Here is a 15,856-nt window from a genome sequence, read left to right on the forward strand (position 1 = left end):
GGATATAATAAAAGAAATGAATGGAGAGGAGTGGTCTATATGAAAAAAGCAGAACGTCAACGTTTGATTAAACAATTAATTATGCAACAAGAAATTGAAACACAAGATGAATTAATCACTCGTTTGGAAGAACTTGGCGTCCGAGCCACTCAAGCGACTGTTTCAAGAGATATCCGTGAAATGAGTATTGTTAAAACACATGGTGCAGATGGTCGTGTCAAATATGCAATTTTTTCTCAAGCACACGGCACAAGCAGTGAAGAGAAATTACGAGAATCAGTGAAAGATTCCGTTGTTCGAATGGAGCGAGTACAATTTATTGTCATCTTGCATACAGAGATGGGAAATGCCGATGTGGTGAGTAACTTTTTAGATGAAGTAGCTTATCCAGAAGTGGCTGGTACCGTGGCTGGTGCGGATACAATTATTGTGATTACACGTTCAGAAGAGGATGCGGAACACTTTATCGAACGCATCGAAAATATGATTTTTTAAAATTGAAAGCATCAATAGAAGGGAGTTTTTTTCTTGGTAGAATTGAAAGCGCTACAAAATGGTTCGGATATTCGGGGAATTGCTTTGGATACGGAAGAACAAACGGCAACATTAACCGCAACAGCAGTAGCCGAAATTGCGGTGGGCGTGGTTCGTTGGTTACAGGATAAAAAACAGCTGCCACGAAAGGCACAACAGCGCCTGTCAATTGCAATCGGACATGATAGTCGTCTAACGGCGGAGCCAATTAAACAAGTATTAGTAGATACGTTTCTTTCATTAGGTATTCAGGTGATTGATGTTGGTTTAGCTACGACGCCTGCTATGTTTATGGCTACTCAATTTCCAACGTTTCAATGTGATGCAGCGATTATGATTACAGCTAGCCATTTGCCTTACTACTTTAATGGCTTGAAGTTCTTCACAGCAGAAGGTGGAGCAGAGAAAGAAGATATTCGGTATATTTTATCTCATACTGATCCGCTGACAGCCAATGAAAATGGCACCCTGATGAAGCAAGAGTTACTGCCAATTTATGCGGAGCATTTGGTGGGAAAAATTCGCCAAGGAATTCATTCGCCAGAAGAGAAACCTTTACAGGGCTTTCGAATTATCGTTGATGCAGGTAATGGGGCTGGGGGCTTCTTTGCGGAGCAGGTTCTTCAAGTTTTGGGCGCTGATACGACGGGGTCACAGTTTTTAGAACCAGATGGGCATTTTCCTAATCATGTACCTAATCCAGATAATTCTGAAGCAATGAAAAGTATTCAAACGGCTGTTTTAGCTAATCAGGCAGATTTGGGCATTATTTTTGATACAGATGTAGATCGTTCGGCCGTGGTGGACCAATCAGGTGAGGTACTAAATCGAAATAATTTAATTGCTGTTTTAGCGGCAATCGTTTTAAAAGAAGCGCCCGGTAGTTATATTGTGACAAATTCGCCAACCTCAAGTCATTTAAAAACATTTATTGAAGAAAAAGGCGGCCAACAGATTCGTTATATTTCTGGTTACCGAAATGTCATTAATAAAATGATTGAATTGAATCATGGGGGCTTTCAGACACCGTTAGCCATTGAAACCAGTGGTCATGCAGCGTTTCAAGAAAACTACAATCTGGATGATGGTGCATATGTCGTGGCAAAAATTTTAATGTTGTTACCAGAATTGAAACAAAACATTCAAACGTTAGGTGATCTGATTGCTACATTGAAGCAACCGGCAGAAACCAACGAATTTCGCTTCAAAATTACTGCGGAGGATGTTACTTGTTATGGGCAACAAGTCTTGCGAGACTTTGAATTGTTTGTAGAAAATCAAGCAGACTTTGCTGTGGACCGTGAAAATCAAGAAGGTGTTCGGGGAAACGTGTCTGGTCAATATGGCAGTGGTTGGTTTTTGCTACGCTTAAGTCTGCATGAACCGTTGCTTGTTCTTCAGGTAGAGAATGACCAAAGCGATAAAAATGCGTGTGTCATCGAAAAAATTGCCACTTTTTTACAAAAATACGAGGAAATAGATAGTCAGCAAATAGAAAAATAATCTAGGAAATTAAAGGTGTTCTTATGGAAAATGTTTTAAAAGGAAAACACGTTGGCTTTTCTCATTTTAGAGAAGAATATATCGAACATATTGCAAAACAGCAATGGGATAATGAATTGCTTCGGCATTTGAGCTGGGATGCTTTACATCCGTGGGGGCTTGAAGAATGGAAAGATTTCACAATTAATAAAGGAGAAGATGATCGATTTCTATTTGCTATTTTAGAAAATACGACAGAGGAATTTATTGGTTGGGTTTCGTTGTCTGATGTACAGTTGAAAAATAGAGGGGCCAATTTAGGGATTGCTATTTTACAAAAAGAGCAACGTGGTCAAGGATATGGCTTTGAGGCGGTGTCTTTAATTTGTAAATTTGCTTTTTATGAACTGGGTTTGCACAAAATCAGATTAGCTGTCAATAGTAACAATCCAAAAGCGATTCATGTTTATGAAAAAGTAGGTTTCAAAAAAGAAGGAATTGATAGAGAAGTATTATTTCAAGATGGCCAATGGCTGGATATCTACAATTACGGAATTTTACAAAAAGAGTGGCTACAAATGGTTAAGGCTGAGAGTTAGTTCAGGGACTGTTTAACACCAAGACACTAGCAAACGCAGATATGCCGTTCTCGACAGTGAATGTGCGGTAAAACAAAAAACAGAAGAAATTGGACGGTAGCCGCCGATTTCTTCTGTTTTTTTACCATAGTCCAGGCGCTGCAGTCACAACGATTTGTTTTTTTGTAAACGGATGGCGTAAATGAAGTTGTGAAGCATGGAGCATTAAACGAGCTGCCTGCGATTTTGGGTTGTATAACGGATCACCAATAATTGGATGCCCTTCGCTAGCTAAATGGACCCGAATTTGGTGCGTCCGACCTGTTTCTAAAACACAGGTAACTGCGGTTTGATTATTAGAAAGAGCTTTGACCACTTGGACATGTGTAATCGCTGAATCCCCTTTTTGAGGATCAATCCGTCGTTTCCGGCGATCATGCCGATCACGACCAATCGGCTGATTGATTGTCTGTTCTTTTTGGTTAAAGTGACCAGCTACAATCGCTTGATATTGACGGTAAATTTGTTTTGTTTCTAATAAACGCCCTAAAATAGGTAAGACAAAAGGATTTTTAGCAAAGACAATCGCACCACTGGTTTCTTTATCTAATCGATGAACGACATAAGGGACCTGATTTTTCTCAGCTAAATAGGCAGCAACATGATTTAACAAGGTGTCTGTTTCCTGTGGCTGATTTGGATGAGTTTTAATGCCATAAGGTTTATTTACAATCATTAAATGTTCATCTTCATATAAAACCGTCACACGCGTTGCTTCCCCCCAATGAATAGCGGGACGTACATAATCGGTTTCTTCAAACGTTAAGGTGACACAATCGCCAGCTTGGACGGGAAAATGAAAAGCAGCTGTTTCCCCGTTGATTTTGACATTTTTTCGCGTGCGTAAAAAATGGCGCACTTTTCGAGGGACTAGCCACTCATTTTCTAATAGTTCTTTTATAGTCATTGTTGAAAAATTTTCAGGTAATCTCATTGAATATTCCACCAAATCCCACCTTTCACTGATTCGCTATTTAGTGTAACAAAGCTACTCAAAAGGTCAAGCCAGAACGGGAAAAAAGCTGAAATTTGTTAGAAAGGCAGTTCCTTGAGAGATTCTTAAACAAATTTACATAAAAAACGAAGAAAAGCATGATAGAATAGAGGCTAAATAAAGACTCGTTTCTAAGCGTAAGCAATTATTTACCTCTAGTGAAGGCCACATTTCCTTTGCTACAGCGAAAAGACCATTGAAATTGTTTTTCAAGAATTTTTCATGCTTTAGACCTAGGTCGTACCCACAAGAATATGGTAGACTTAGCCAAGAAACGTAAACAGAGGGAGTACTATGGACAATCTTAAACAATTTTTTAGTAAAGTCGGTGTCGGATTACGTCATTTTTGGACGTGGATGAAGCCTTATTTAATACAATTCCATCAAGCCAGAAAGCGGATTTGGAAAAAGTATCAAATCAATAAAATTTTCTTGTTAATTGGTTTGGTCGTCGCTTTAGGTGCCAGTATTTATTTATTTTACTTAGCCAAGTCCGCAAACGTTGAGACCCTAAAATCGGGGCTAAGTGAATCAACACGCGTTTATGATGAATCAGGAAAAGAAGTCGGAAAGTTATTCGGGCAAAAAGGGACTTTTGTGGAACTGGATAATATTTCTCCTTATATTCAAGACGCGGTTATTTCAACTGAAGATCGCGGGTTTTATCAACATAAAGGGTATTCCATCAAAGGGATTGCCCGTGCGGTTGTTGGCAAATTGACCTTCGGGAAAATCGGTGGCGGTGGTGGCGGAAGTACAATTACGCAGCAATTAGCCAAAAATGCTTACTTAACGCAAGAGCAAACGTTAGATAGGAAAGCCAGAGAATTATTTTTAGCGATTGAAATCGAAAAGAAATATTCGAAAAAAGATATCTTAGCAATGTATTTAAATAATTCTTATTTTGGTAATGGTGTCTGGGGCGTGCAAGATGCAGCTCGTAAATACTTTGGCGTGGATGCATCCCAAGTTACAGTGGGGGAAGCCGCAACGCTAGCGGGCATGTTAAAAGGGCCAGGAATTTATAACCCAATTGATTACATTGACAATGCCACAGCGCGACGGAATACCGTTTTACAACTAATGGTCGACAATAAAAAACTATCTCAAGAAGAAGCCAATCAAGAAGCGAATGTTAACTTAGCGAGTCTATTAAATGACACCTATGTTGGCGACGAAAATAGTTACAAATATCCATATTATTTTGATGCGGTAATTGATGAAGCGGTCAATCGTTATAAATTTAAAGAAGAAGATATTTTAAATAAAGGCTACAAGATTTACACTTCTTTAAATCAGGGGTATCAAGATGCGATGGATGCAACTTATAAAAATGATGCACTATTTCCACCCAATGCAGAAGATGGTGCCATGGTTCAGAGTGGTTCTGTAGCCATTGATCCGAAAACCGGCGGCGTGCAAGCACTGGTGGGCGGTCGAGGGGAACACGTTTATCGAGGCTTTAACTTTGCAACGCAAACAAAACGTTCACCAGGCTCGTCCTTAAAACCAATTTCTGTCTATACACCAGCTTTAGAGGCTGGCTATAAATCAGACTCTGTTTTAGAAGATAAACCACAAGATTATTATCCAGCGCAAAACTATAGCCGCACGTACAGTGGAGAAGTTCCTATGTATCAAGCCTTAGGAGAAAGCTTAAATTTACCAGCGGTGTGGTTATTACATCAAATTGGTTTAGATAAAGGCTATGAAAAAACAGAGAAATTTGGCATTCCGTTATCAGAAAAAGATCGGTACTATGGTTTAGCCCTTGGGGGATTACAAACGGGTGTTTCGCCACTAACCATGGCGGGAGCTTATAGTGCCTTTGCCAATGAAGGTTATAAAACTGAAACGCATTTAATTACAAAAATCGTCGACTCAACTGGCGCAATTGTAGTTGATAATACGAAAGTCAAGAAAGAGCAAGTCATTACCAAAGATGTTGCAGATGGGATTACAAGTATGCTGCTAGGGGTCTTTAGTTCTGGGAGCGGGGTCAACGCACAACCAGCAGGCTACGTAATGGCTGGTAAAACAGGTACGACAGAAACCAACTTCGATAGTAGTAAAACGAACGATCAGTGGGTGATTGGTTATACACCAGAAGTTGTCATTGCTACTTGGTTAGGCTTCCAAGAAACCAGTAAAACCCATTATCTGGAAGGCAGTAGCGCCACATATGCCTCTCAGGTGTTCAACAGTCAAGCCAGTGGCATCTTGCCACAAGTCAAACAAGCACAATTTCCTGTCGCAGATGCTTATGCCACAGGTGGGAAAGTTGTTGATAGCAATGATAGTTTAACTGGTGGTGCCAATTCTAATTGGCGGGATAACTTAAAAGACTTTGGAAACTCTGTTCAAGATGGCGCTAGCAATTTCGGAGATACATTGAATGAAGTTGGAGGACAAATTAAAGACGGCGCAAAAAAAGTCAAAGACAAGATTGAAGGAATTTTCGGAGGCTTATTAGGAAATTAGTTGGGAAAACTTAAGAGAAATGGTACAATAAAGATGAAACTATTGAGAAAAGAGGGATTCCATTGAGTAACATTTATGATACAGCCAATCAGATTGAACGTGAACTACGTGAGTTAGACGAATTTAAAGCATTACAAGCAGCGTATGAAGAAGTAAAAGCAGACGAAGCAGCTTACACATTGTTTAAAGAATTCCAAGGATTCCAACAAGGACTACAAGAAAAACAAATGCGCGGCGAAGAATTCACGGATGAAGATGCTGAAAAAGCACAAAACATTGCAACAAAAGTACAAGAAACAGCCGTTATCAACGAATTAATGCAAAAAGAACAAGCGTTTAGCTTAGTTGTCAATGATTTAAACCGAATTATCATGACACCTGTGCGTGATATGCATAACGATTAATTTACGTAATTGAAGAGGTCGGGACAGAAGTGTTTAACTCCGAGAAATAAGAAGGAGTTGCTTCTGTTTCCGCCGTTTATCAGTTTTTGAGCGTGGGACAAAAATCACTTTGGATTTTTGTCCCACGCTCGTTTTTCTTTTACTAAAAATAAAAAAACGAACAAATTTTCGTATGTTTTTACTGACCAAGCTAGCAGAAAATGATATGATAAAGGAAGGAGAAAAGGAGGGAAAAAGATGAAACTATTGCATACAGCTGATTTACACATGGATCGGTCTTTTGAAGGGTTAACTAAGATCCCGTCAACATTAGCGAAGCGCTTAAGAGAAGTTAACCAACAATTGTTAATGAATATCGTAACAGTTGCCATTCGAGAAGCGGTGGACTTGGTTATTTTTGCAGGAGATACGTTTCATCAAAGTCAGACCTCTATTTCAATGCAAGCCCAATTAATGGCCGCATTAGAACAGTTGAAACAAGCAGAAATCCCAGTGATTTTAACATTTGGGAATCATGATTACTATAAAAAAGACCGCTATTGGTTTTCTTTTCCGGATAATGTTTTTTTATTTGAAAAAGAAACGGTTGAGACACTGTATTTTGTAACAAAAGCTGGCGAGCAAGTGGCTGTTTCAGGGTTTAGTTATGAGCATCCCTGGATTGACGAAAATAAGGCATTAGAATTTCCTATCAAACAAGCAGATTCTGACATTCATATTGGGATTTATCATGGAGACACCAGTCGGCAAGCGCAACAAAATTATGCTCCGTTTACATGGAAGGATTTAAAAGCCACTGGCTATAATTATTGGGCATTGGGCCACATTCATCAGCCGCAAATTGTTAGTGAACAACCGCTAATTGTTTATCCTGGAACACCTCAAGGGCACACGAAAAAAGAACAGTCTTTACAAGGGGTTGCAGTGGTCACACTTTCCCAAAATCAAGCGACTGTTCAATTTGAAAAAGTCGCAGAAGTAGATTGGACGAATGAAGAAGTATCTCTTGCGCAATGCCGTGATACCCAAAGCGTTTTGTCTTATCTTGAAACCAGTTTGCTGACGAAGTGGCACGAGCATCAGCAACAGCAATTGATGGAGTTGACACTGAAAGAAACGCAACATTTGGATGTGACCGTGGTGCAAGCCATTGTCAATGGTGAACTATTAAGCTACTTACAGCAGCAGCTTCTACAAAAAACGCAAGGTGATTTTTTTGTTTATCGTCTAGTATTGCAAGAAGAGGAAATAACGAAAGAACCGGTCTATTTAGCCGCTAGTCCCAACTTATTAACAGCATTAGAAAAAACATACTTAGATCCAGTTATTTTTGAAGATACCACCAAGGAATTGTCACGTTATCCAGAATTTGCGGGAATTTTTTCAATGGATGAGCAGTGGCGATTAGAGAGCTTGCGCCTAGCACATGAGCAAATTAATGAAGACTTTACTATTCAGGAGGACCCACTATGAAATTACTCGCAGTAGAGATTGTGGGCTTTGGAAAATGGCAACAACAGAAAATTACATTTGAACCTGGTAATCAATTGCTGTACGGCGCAAATGAAGTTGGCAAGTCCACATTGTATCAATTCATTCAAGCAATGCTGTTTGGCTTTCCCACAAAGGGCAAAAGAAAACGCGATTACGCACCGAAAAATGGTGGTTCGTATGGTGGTCGTTTGTGGTTGGAACATCCTGTGTTTGGGGAAGTTCAAGTCGAGCGTTTTAAAGAAAAAAATAAAGGGCAAGCAATCATTTATTATCAACAACAAATGGGGGATGAAAAAACATTACAGCAAATGTTACATCCGCTAACGAAAAAGTTGTTTCAAGAGGTTTTTACTTTTCAACAAGAACAATTGATTATGAGTGATAAGTTGACAGAAGAGGAACTGCAAACATCCTTGTTGGCCATTGGTGTTTCTGGTAGTCAACAACTTTTGACTTACCGAAATGCGTACTTTAAAGAAGCACAAAAAATCTTTAAAGGCAAAGGGCAGCAGCCATTACTTAATCAGAAGTTGGCGGCTTATCAAGAATTAAAAGAACAAATTCAAGAGAAAGAAGCGCAGCAACAAACTTTTCAACAATTAGAAGAAACGATTCGTGAAACAGAACAACAGCGAGTGACACTGCAACAGCAACTAAAAGAAACGCAACAGGACTTGTTACAGGTTGCGGAACAGCAACGTCACTTTCCCTTGTACGAAGAATGGCAGTCGCTACCTGAAGAAACAGAGAACGTTGTTTTAGTAAAAGAAGACCAAGTTCAATTAGAAGAAACCTTTCAAGAATATATGTACCTAGACAAAGAACGACAACGTTTGACCAAAGAGTTATCCCTTCAGTCAGAAGCACTCGATGTTCCAGAAGGCTATGCTTTTTACCTAGAACAAGAAGCATTAATTCAACAATTGTTGAATCAACGCTATGATATGCAACAATTGATGACCGAATCGGAATGGATGACCCAAACCTTTGATCAAAATCGTCAAGAAATGGTCCTTTTGGAGAACGAATGGTCATGGTCGCCTGAAAGACCACCACAGCTTTTTTATGACAACGAAACCGTTCAAAAGTGGCGCCAACAACAAGTTGCATATACCCAGGCTTTTCAAAAAAGCCAAGAACAAAAAGCATTCTTGGCTTCTCAAATTGAAAATCTGGAAGACCAGTTAACGGACTTTGAAAAAGAGCACGCTGCATTTTTTGGTGAAGCGACACGTGCTCAAAAAGCGCAGAAAACAAGACAGCCACTATGGTTATTGCTAGGAAGTATCCTTGCATTACTCGGTTTCTTTTTACCAAGCCCTTTAAAATGGGGCCTAGTTCTCGTGGGAGTTAGTCTTATCGTAAAAGAAGTGCTTAGCTACGCCACTAGAAAAGAAGCTTCTTCTGATGAAGTGAAAGAAGAATGGCAAACGAAACTTTCGCAACTAGATTATTTAAATGAACAGTTCCAACAAGCGCTGAATCAAGAACGTGAGGCACAACTGCAAGTGGAACAACTTGAACAAGCAGTAGCGGAGCAAGCTCACCTTCATCAATTAGGAAAAATGCAGCAAATTGATACATTAATGAATCAGCGGGAATTGATTACGCGCTATTTATTGCTTGTTCAAACAAATGAAGAACTCATGAGTCAATTGAAAGAAAACCAACAAAAACGCCAAGTATTTGAAGAGCAAGTCGCCCCATTGATGACGCATTTACCCTTACAAGGAAAGAGCCTTTCCGAAAAGTTACACTTTTTAGAAGGATTTGCTGAAGAAATGGAGAAAGTTCGTTTTGCTCAGGAGTATCAAGCAGATGGCTATCTCAAACAGCAGTTACGAGAGTTGAAAACTAAACAGCAAGAAGCATTAACACGAATTCAGCCTTTACTGATTCGTTATCGGATTCTATCAATCGCTGATGTTCCAATGAGGATTCAACAGCTGACCACTCAGCAAGCTCAAGTTGGTCGTGGGCAAGAATTAGCGACACAATTAGGCAATCTGTTTCCAGAAGCGGTAACAGAAGCAACGTTAAAAGACCGTTCTTTACAACTGGCGCAGCAACAAGCACTGGAAGAAAGTCGGTTAGATAAATTACAAGAGCAGTATCAAGCGCTGATTTATGAAAAACAACAATTAATGATGGATGGTACCTTAGATGAGTTGTATCAACGCCAAGCAATTTTAAAAGCGGAAATCAAAGAACTAGCTCAACGTTGGTCGGGTTATCAACTAGCGGGACAACTGTTAATGGACTTATTAACAGAGCTTTCGGAACAACAATTGCCCAGCTTATTACAGTATGCATCAAGCTACTTTGCACTTTTAACAAACCAACGCTATCAATCAATCCAAGTAGCCGAAGGTCAACTAGTCGCGGTAACGAAAGAACAAGAAATGTTTTATTTACATGAATTATCAACTGGCACTAAAGATCAATTGATGATGGCTGTTCGTTTTGCCTTTTTAGCAGTTCAAGGCGAACAACTGATTTGTCCAATTATCATTGATGACGGTTGGTTACACTATGATCATCAAAGAAAAGCCCAATTAGCTGAATTATTTACTAAGTTTGGTCAAAAACAGCAAGTCATTTGTTTTTCTTCTGATCAAGAAATGGTAAGCTATTATCAGGACCTACAACAAAGAGTAATTGCGTTAGAAGGAGGAAGCGTCAAGTGAAAAAATTACGTGAATTAACAGTAGAAGAACTTTTTGAATCATTTGTTCTAATTAAAAATGCCGATGTGCGTGTAGCTAAAAATGGGAAAAAGTTTATTGCCTTTACTTTTCAAGACACATCTGGCACGATTGACGGAAAATATTGGGACGCCTCTGAGGATGAAATTACACGATTTACTGCGGGGAACGTTGTTTTACTGAATGGAAAACGAGAAGTTTATCAAAATAAACCCCAAGTAAAAATTTTACACATGCGTTTAGCGACAGCAGAGGAACCAAGCCAGCCAAGTTTATATATGGAACGAGCGCCTTTGAAAAAAGAAGAGATGGTCGAGGAAATCAATCAAGTAATTTTTGAGATTACCAATGCTCATTGGAATCGTATTGTGCGCTATCTTATGACGAAATACCAACAAGAATTTTATGAATTTCCTGCAGCCAAACGGAACCATCATGCCTTTGCAAATGGCTTAGCTTACCACACTGTCTCAATGTTGCGCCTAGGCAAAGCAATTGCTAAGGAATATCCTGAAATTAACACGTCACTATTATACGCGGGGATTATTTTACATGACTTAGGCAAAGTTTTAGAGTTATCTGGCGCTATTACGACAGAATATACGGTGGCAGGGAACTTAATTGGTCATTTAGTTTTGGTGGATGAGGAAATTACCAAGGCGTGTTTGGCCTTGAAAATTGATGATCGAGAAGAAGACGTTGTCGTCCTGCGACACATGGTCTTAGCCCACCATGGGTTATTGGAATATGGCTCACCTGTGCGACCAAGAATTATGGAAGCGGAAATCTTACATCAAATTGATACCATGGATGCGTCCATTCAAATGATGCTAGGGGCCATTCGTCAAACACAGCCTGGGGAGTATACAGAACGAATCTTTGGTTTAGACAATCGCAGTTTCTATGTTCCAAAAGATAAATAAAAAAAGGGGGTGGTCAATTGACCACTCCCTTTTGTATGTTTATTTAGAAGAAGATTCTGTTGTTTTACTTGAAGAATCTGTTGCTTTTTCAGAGTCGCTTGTTTTGGTATCACTTGTTTTAGAATCACTTGATTTTGATTCTTTTTTCTCTGAAGAAGCGCTTGAAGATTCAGTTTGCATGTAGCCTGCTAAAGCATTCTTGAAGGCATCATCTTTAATTTTCACATTGGCCGCTTTTAATTCGTCACTAATAACTTTTGCTTGGAATGTTTGATCGGCTAATTTTGTATCTTCAGCAATTTTCTTGATCTCTTTTTCATAAGGTTTCATGTCATTGCCTTTTGCTTTGTTTTTCGTCATTTTCACTACATAGTAAGTTGTTTGGTACGTTTGTGCGTTTGTTGCAGCAATTGGTTCTGATACTTCGCCATCTTTTAGTTTGAAGGCTGCTTCTTTAACTTCGGCAGGAACAGTTGTTGATTGTGAATCAAATTTAATTTTACCGCCGTCTTTTTTCGTTGCAGCATCGGTTGATTTGTCTTTGGCAATTTTTGCGAAATCGCCGCCGTCAGTGATCTCTTTCTTGACAGCTTTGGCATCATCTTCTGAAGCAACTTGGATAATTTGTGCTTCTACTTCTGGATGGAAGCTTGCCCAAGCTGTTTTTAAGTCTTCATCTGTAATTTTAAGATGTGCTTTCATACCTTCTTGGAAAGCAGCAGTTTGTTTTAATTGTTTTTTGAAATCTTTTTCAGTTAAGCCGTATTGTTTTAAAGCATCAGTGAATTTTGCACCTTGTGCTTCCATTTGCTCTTTAGCATCATCAAATTTCTTTTGAACATCTTTATCAGTGACTTTATTACCATATTTATCTTCAAAGACTTTATAGATAACCATTTGGCTAAACGCTTGTTGGCTCGTGCTTTGCCCTTTAATTTGGTTATAAAAATCATCAACAGTAATTGTTGAACCTTTCATTGTTGCGATATCTTTTGAACCGCTTGAACACGCTGCTAAACTAAAAACGGCCATTGCGCCCGCTGCAGCTAAGATTAGTTTTTTCTTCATTCTCTTATGCACTCCTGTTTTTTTTAGTTTTATTTCTGATATAACTATACCATACCTTATTTTGAAAAAGAAAGAGTCTCAGGCATAGTTTCAAACAAAATTCGTATTTACGTCACACTTTTTATTTTTTTAATAATAAAAGAAATAATTAACATCAAAGACTTTACTTTTGCTTGTTAGTTTGTGTGTCAGGTAATTCAGCCGTGATTTTGGCAATTTGTTCTTTAATTTGAGCAATCCGCGGTTCCGCTTGGAATTTGAAATCAGTGATTTCTTGTTGCAGGTCTTTTGAAAATTCAGTTGCCAGTGGAATGTTTTCTTCGACAACTGCCAAATCTTGTTGCACTTGATCCCAGTCATTCGTGACTTGATTTTTCAGTGAACGATAGTCCTCTAGCTCATTGATTAAATGTTGGCGTGTTTCTTTCCCACTTCTTGGAGCTGCCAACAAGCCGCCAATGGTACCAGCAGCTGCGCCAAAAAAGAGACCTTTAATAAATTTTTTCATTTAGTTCACCTGCTTTGCAATGGTCTCAGCAATTTCTTGCATCGCTTCGGCGGAGTAGTCCTCTTGATGATTGCCAAAATGAATAGAGAAATCATCTTCTTTTGAATAACGGGGAATCAAATGAACGTGGGAATGGAAAACGGATTGATAAGCCACTTCCTTATTGTTATTTAAAATGTTTAATCCTTCCATTTCTGGAAAAGCTTTTTCTAATGCTCGTGCTACTTTAGGAATACGAGCAAAGACGTCGCTTGCTAAAACGTCATTATATTCAAAAATATCAGCAACGTGTTGTTTTGGAATCATTAAGGTATGCCCTTTGGTCACTTGTGTAATGTCTAAAAACGCGTAGACTTTCTCGTCTTCATAGACTTTATAACTTGGGATTTCGCCGTTGATAATTTTACAAAAAATACAATCATTCATGAAAAATTCCTCTTTTCTCTAGGTTCTTTCCTTTACTTTACCACAAGTTGATTTCTCTGTGGATGAAAAAGTACGTGAGTTCGCTAAAAAGTTCGTTTCATTTCGTGTATAATAAGAGAAAGAAAAAAATCCATTTAATTAAGGGAGTAATTTTTGAATTCTTGGTTCGCTTAGGGTTTAATAATGGTAGAGAGAAAAGGTTGGAGGCAAAAGAAATGAGCTTAACAATTGAACATTTAACAGGAGGTTACGGCCATATTCCTGTCTTAAAAGATATTAATTTTGACGTCAAGTCTGGTGAAATGGTTGGTTTAATCGGCTTGAATGGTGCGGGGAAAAGCACTACCATCAAAAATATTATTGGGTTACTTACGCCGCAAAAAGGCAAAATTATGATTGACGGGGAAACATTGCAACAAGCCCCCGAAGAATATCGCAAAAAAATCGGGTATATTCCGGAAACACCTTCTTTATATGAAGAATTAACATTGAAAGAGCATATCGAAGTCACGGCGTTGGCTTATGATATTCCATTAGAAGAAGCATTCAAACGAGCGGAACCATTACTAAAAACGTTCCGTTTAGACAATAAATTGGAATGGTTTCCTGCTAATTTTTCAAAAGGCATGAAACAAAAAGTCATGGTACTTTGTGCATTCTTAATTGAACCGAGTTTATATATTATTGATGAACCTTTTCTAGGCTTAGATCCTTTAGCAATTCATGCTTTGTTAGAGTTAATGGATACGATGCGTAAGCAAGGGGCAGCGATTTTAATGTCCACGCATATTTTAGCAACAGCTGAAAAATATTGTGATCGCTTTGTGGTGCTACACGAAGGGAAATTACGGGCAAACGGCACAATGGCTGAATTACGTGCAGAATTTAATTTACCAGAGTCTTCTTTAGATGATATTTATCTTGCCTTGACGAAGGAAGAAAAGGTGGGGTAACATGGGCGAATTTTTTAGTCAACGTTTGTCACGGCATTTCCAAAAAATGTCCAAGTACTTGCGCTATATTTTAAATGATCATTTTGTTTTAGTCTGTATGTTTTTATTAGGCGGATTAGGTCTGTACTATTCCCAGTTGTTAAAAGAATTACCTCGTGATTTTGTTTGGGGCAGGCCGTTAATTCTGTTGGGTTGGCTGCTACTCATTCAAGTTGGTAAGTTGGCCACTTTGACAGAAGAGCCAGACAAGGTGTTTTTATTACCAAAAGAAAAACAATTCGCTGCTTATCTGAAACGAGCACTGCGCTACTCTTTACTTTTACCGATTGTGGTCAGCTTTCTAGGAAGTGGCCTATTGATGCCGTTGATTGTAGTGACAACAGGTTGGTCGTTTCAAACCTTCTTTTTATTTTTGGTCATGCTAGTTTGTATGATTTATACACATCTTAGTTTACAAAGCTATGGGCTCTATCATCTTTCGCCAACCACTTACCGTAGTTGGTGGTTCGTTTGGTTGATCAGTAGTCTCTTGATTATGACGGGAGCCATTTACTGGACGCCTTGGGTTGGTGTGATTGGTGGTATCGTTCTGGCCGTTTGTTTATCGAATATTTGGCAAAATAAGATGAAACAGAGTTTCTTGGATTGGGAAAAAATGATTCAAAAAGAGCAAAATAGAATGCATAGAATTTATAAATTCATTCAGCTGTTTACAGATATTCCTGAAGTGAGTAGTACAGTGAAACGTCGTAAATACTTAGATCCTCTCCTCGGAGTAGTCAAAAAAACGTCTGAGAACACGTATGCTTACTTATTCATTCGGAGCTTTTTACGAGGTAGCGAATATAGCGGCTTATTGTTTCGTTTGATTTTGGTTGGTGGCGTGCTACTCTTCTTTTTACAAGAATTCTGGATTGCGTTGGTAGTTGCTCTATTGTTCATCTATTTAATCGGGTTCCAGTTGATTCCCATGTATACGCAATTTGATTATATGGTGATGACACAGCTATATCCAATTTCAATAGAAAAAAAACAAGCAGCGATTCGCCGGTTAATTAGCGGCGCATTATCTGTTGCGGCCATTATTTTTGGTGGGATTGTCTGCCTTCGTTTAGGCAGTTTGCAAAATAGCTTGCTCATTCTGGGTGCCTTAATTGTAGAAGTTGTGATTTTCACTAAAATGTATGTTCCAATGCGCTTGAATAAGCTATAAAGATGAGAAAACCAAGCAAAATTTACAAAAGAA

General features: G+C 38.8%; 14 protein-coding genes. 10 read left to right on the forward strand and 4 right to left on the reverse strand.

Going from position 1 to position 15,856, the window contains the following annotated elements; all coding sequences use genetic code 11:
- Positions 1-39: 39 nt before the first annotated feature.
- The 3 genes from argR to IGI87_RS02450 are packed head-to-tail and all read left to right on the forward strand — an operon-like array spanning position 40 to position 2,615.
- Entirely contained in the window at positions 40-495 is a 456-nt protein-coding gene (gene argR, locus IGI87_RS02440; protein WP_104853931.1) for an arginine repressor, read from the forward strand.
- 33 nt (positions 496-528) lie between these two features.
- Positions 529-2,037: a phosphomannomutase/phosphoglucomutase gene (locus IGI87_RS02445; protein ID WP_438736159.1), complete on the forward strand. Its 1,509-nt coding sequence runs from the start codon at positions 529-531 to the stop codon at positions 2,035-2,037.
- Between the two features lie 23 nt (positions 2,038-2,060).
- Positions 2,061-2,615, forward strand: a complete 555-nt coding sequence (locus IGI87_RS02450) for a GNAT family N-acetyltransferase (RefSeq protein ID WP_438736160.1) — start codon at positions 2,061-2,063, stop codon at positions 2,613-2,615.
- A 121-nt stretch (positions 2,616-2,736) separates the two neighbouring features.
- Here the strand turns inward: IGI87_RS02450 and IGI87_RS02455 are convergent, their stop codons facing one another.
- A complete protein-coding gene (locus IGI87_RS02455; RefSeq protein ID WP_438736161.1) occupies positions 2,737-3,600 on the reverse strand; it encodes an RluA family pseudouridine synthase in 864 nt (287 codons plus the stop codon).
- Positions 3,601-3,942: 342 nt separating this feature from the next.
- On the opposite strand from IGI87_RS02455, the gene IGI87_RS02460 reads away from it, so the two are divergent.
- The 5 genes from IGI87_RS02460 (at position 3,943) to IGI87_RS02480 (ending at position 11,655) form a co-directional block, all read left to right on the forward strand.
- Positions 3,943-6,129 carry a PBP1A family penicillin-binding protein gene (locus IGI87_RS02460; protein ID WP_438736162.1) on the forward strand — a complete coding sequence of 729 codons (2,187 nt, stop codon included), beginning with the start codon at positions 3,943-3,945 and terminating at the stop codon, positions 6,127-6,129.
- A 62-nt stretch (positions 6,130-6,191) separates the two neighbouring features.
- Complete coding sequence (locus IGI87_RS02465) at positions 6,192-6,533, forward strand: YlbF family regulator (RefSeq protein ID WP_438736163.1); 342 nt, start codon at positions 6,192-6,194, stop codon at positions 6,531-6,533.
- A gap of 237 nt (positions 6,534-6,770) precedes the next feature.
- Positions 6,771-8,006 (forward strand): metallophosphoesterase family protein, encoded by a 1,236-nt coding sequence (locus tag IGI87_RS02470; protein ID WP_280211320.1) that lies wholly within the window; start codon positions 6,771-6,773, stop codon positions 8,004-8,006.
- Positions 8,003-10,714, forward strand: coding sequence for an ATP-binding protein (locus IGI87_RS02475; protein ID WP_438736164.1), 2,712 nt, complete (start codon positions 8,003-8,005; stop codon positions 10,712-10,714). The genes IGI87_RS02470 and IGI87_RS02475 overlap by 4 nt, the downstream gene beginning before the upstream one ends.
- A complete protein-coding gene (locus IGI87_RS02480) occupies positions 10,711-11,655 on the forward strand; it encodes a 3'-5' exoribonuclease YhaM family protein (RefSeq protein ID WP_002355522.1) in 945 nt (314 codons plus the stop codon). The genes IGI87_RS02475 and IGI87_RS02480 overlap by 4 nt, the downstream gene beginning before the upstream one ends.
- Positions 11,656-11,694: 39 nt before the next feature.
- Here the strand turns inward: IGI87_RS02480 and IGI87_RS02485 are convergent, their stop codons facing one another.
- The 3 genes from IGI87_RS02485 to IGI87_RS02495 all read right to left on the reverse strand — a co-directional run bounded on the left by IGI87_RS02485 (position 11,695) and on the right by IGI87_RS02495 (position 13,657).
- Complete coding sequence (locus IGI87_RS02485; protein WP_438736165.1) at positions 11,695-12,723, reverse strand: peptidylprolyl isomerase; 1,029 nt, start codon at positions 12,721-12,723, stop codon at positions 11,695-11,697.
- A gap of 163 nt (positions 12,724-12,886) precedes the next feature.
- Positions 12,887-13,231, reverse strand: a complete 345-nt coding sequence (locus tag IGI87_RS02490; protein WP_113794880.1) for a YtxH domain-containing protein — start codon at positions 13,229-13,231, stop codon at positions 12,887-12,889.
- Positions 13,232-13,657: an HIT family protein gene (locus IGI87_RS02495; protein ID WP_002355527.1), complete on the reverse strand. Its 426-nt coding sequence runs from the start codon at positions 13,655-13,657 to the stop codon at positions 13,232-13,234.
- 215 nt (positions 13,658-13,872) lie between these two features.
- Between IGI87_RS02495 and IGI87_RS02500 the strand changes: the two genes are divergently transcribed.
- Both IGI87_RS02500 and IGI87_RS02505 read left to right on the forward strand, forming a co-directional pair.
- On the forward strand, positions 13,873-14,610 hold the full coding sequence (locus IGI87_RS02500) for an ABC transporter ATP-binding protein (RefSeq protein ID WP_002363160.1): 738 nt from the start codon (positions 13,873-13,875) through the stop codon (positions 14,608-14,610).
- A gap of 1 nt (position 14,611) precedes the next feature.
- Positions 14,612-15,823 carry an ABC transporter permease gene (locus tag IGI87_RS02505; protein ID WP_438736166.1) on the forward strand — a complete coding sequence of 404 codons (1,212 nt, stop codon included), beginning with the start codon at positions 14,612-14,614 and terminating at the stop codon, positions 15,821-15,823.
- The last annotated feature ends 33 nt before the right edge of the window (positions 15,824-15,856 follow it).

This window comes from Enterococcus sp. DIV1444a, from assembly GCF_051712125.1.
Taxonomy (GTDB): Bacteria; Bacillota; Bacilli; order Lactobacillales; family Enterococcaceae; genus Enterococcus; species Enterococcus faecalis.

What these genes read in the sequence shown, in the direction of transcription:
- IGI87_RS02460 (WP_438736162.1), top strand. Translation starts at nt 3,943, where the DNA reads ATGGACAATCTTAAACAATTTTTTAGTAAAGTCGGTGTCGGATTACGT.
- IGI87_RS02485 (WP_438736165.1), bottom strand. Translation starts at nt 12,723, where the DNA reads ATGAAGAAAAAACTAATCTTAGCTGCAGCGGGCGCAATGGCCGTTTTT.
- IGI87_RS02505 (WP_438736166.1), top strand. Translation starts at nt 14,612, where the DNA reads ATGGGCGAATTTTTTAGTCAACGTTTGTCACGGCATTTCCAAAAAATG.
- IGI87_RS02475 (WP_438736164.1), top strand. Translation starts at nt 8,003, where the DNA reads ATGAAATTACTCGCAGTAGAGATTGTGGGCTTTGGAAAATGGCAACAA.
- IGI87_RS02495 (WP_002355527.1), bottom strand. Translation starts at nt 13,657, where the DNA reads ATGAATGATTGTATTTTTTGTAAAATTATCAACGGCGAAATCCCAAGT.
- argR (WP_104853931.1), top strand. Translation starts at nt 40, where the DNA reads ATGAAAAAAGCAGAACGTCAACGTTTGATTAAACAATTAATTATGCAA.
- IGI87_RS02470 (WP_280211320.1), top strand. Translation starts at nt 6,771, where the DNA reads ATGAAACTATTGCATACAGCTGATTTACACATGGATCGGTCTTTTGAA.
- IGI87_RS02490 (WP_113794880.1), bottom strand. Translation starts at nt 13,231, where the DNA reads ATGAAAAAATTTATTAAAGGTCTCTTTTTTGGCGCAGCTGCTGGTACC.
- IGI87_RS02500 (WP_002363160.1), top strand. Translation starts at nt 13,873, where the DNA reads ATGAGCTTAACAATTGAACATTTAACAGGAGGTTACGGCCATATTCCT.
- IGI87_RS02450 (WP_438736160.1), top strand. Translation starts at nt 2,061, where the DNA reads ATGGAAAATGTTTTAAAAGGAAAACACGTTGGCTTTTCTCATTTTAGA.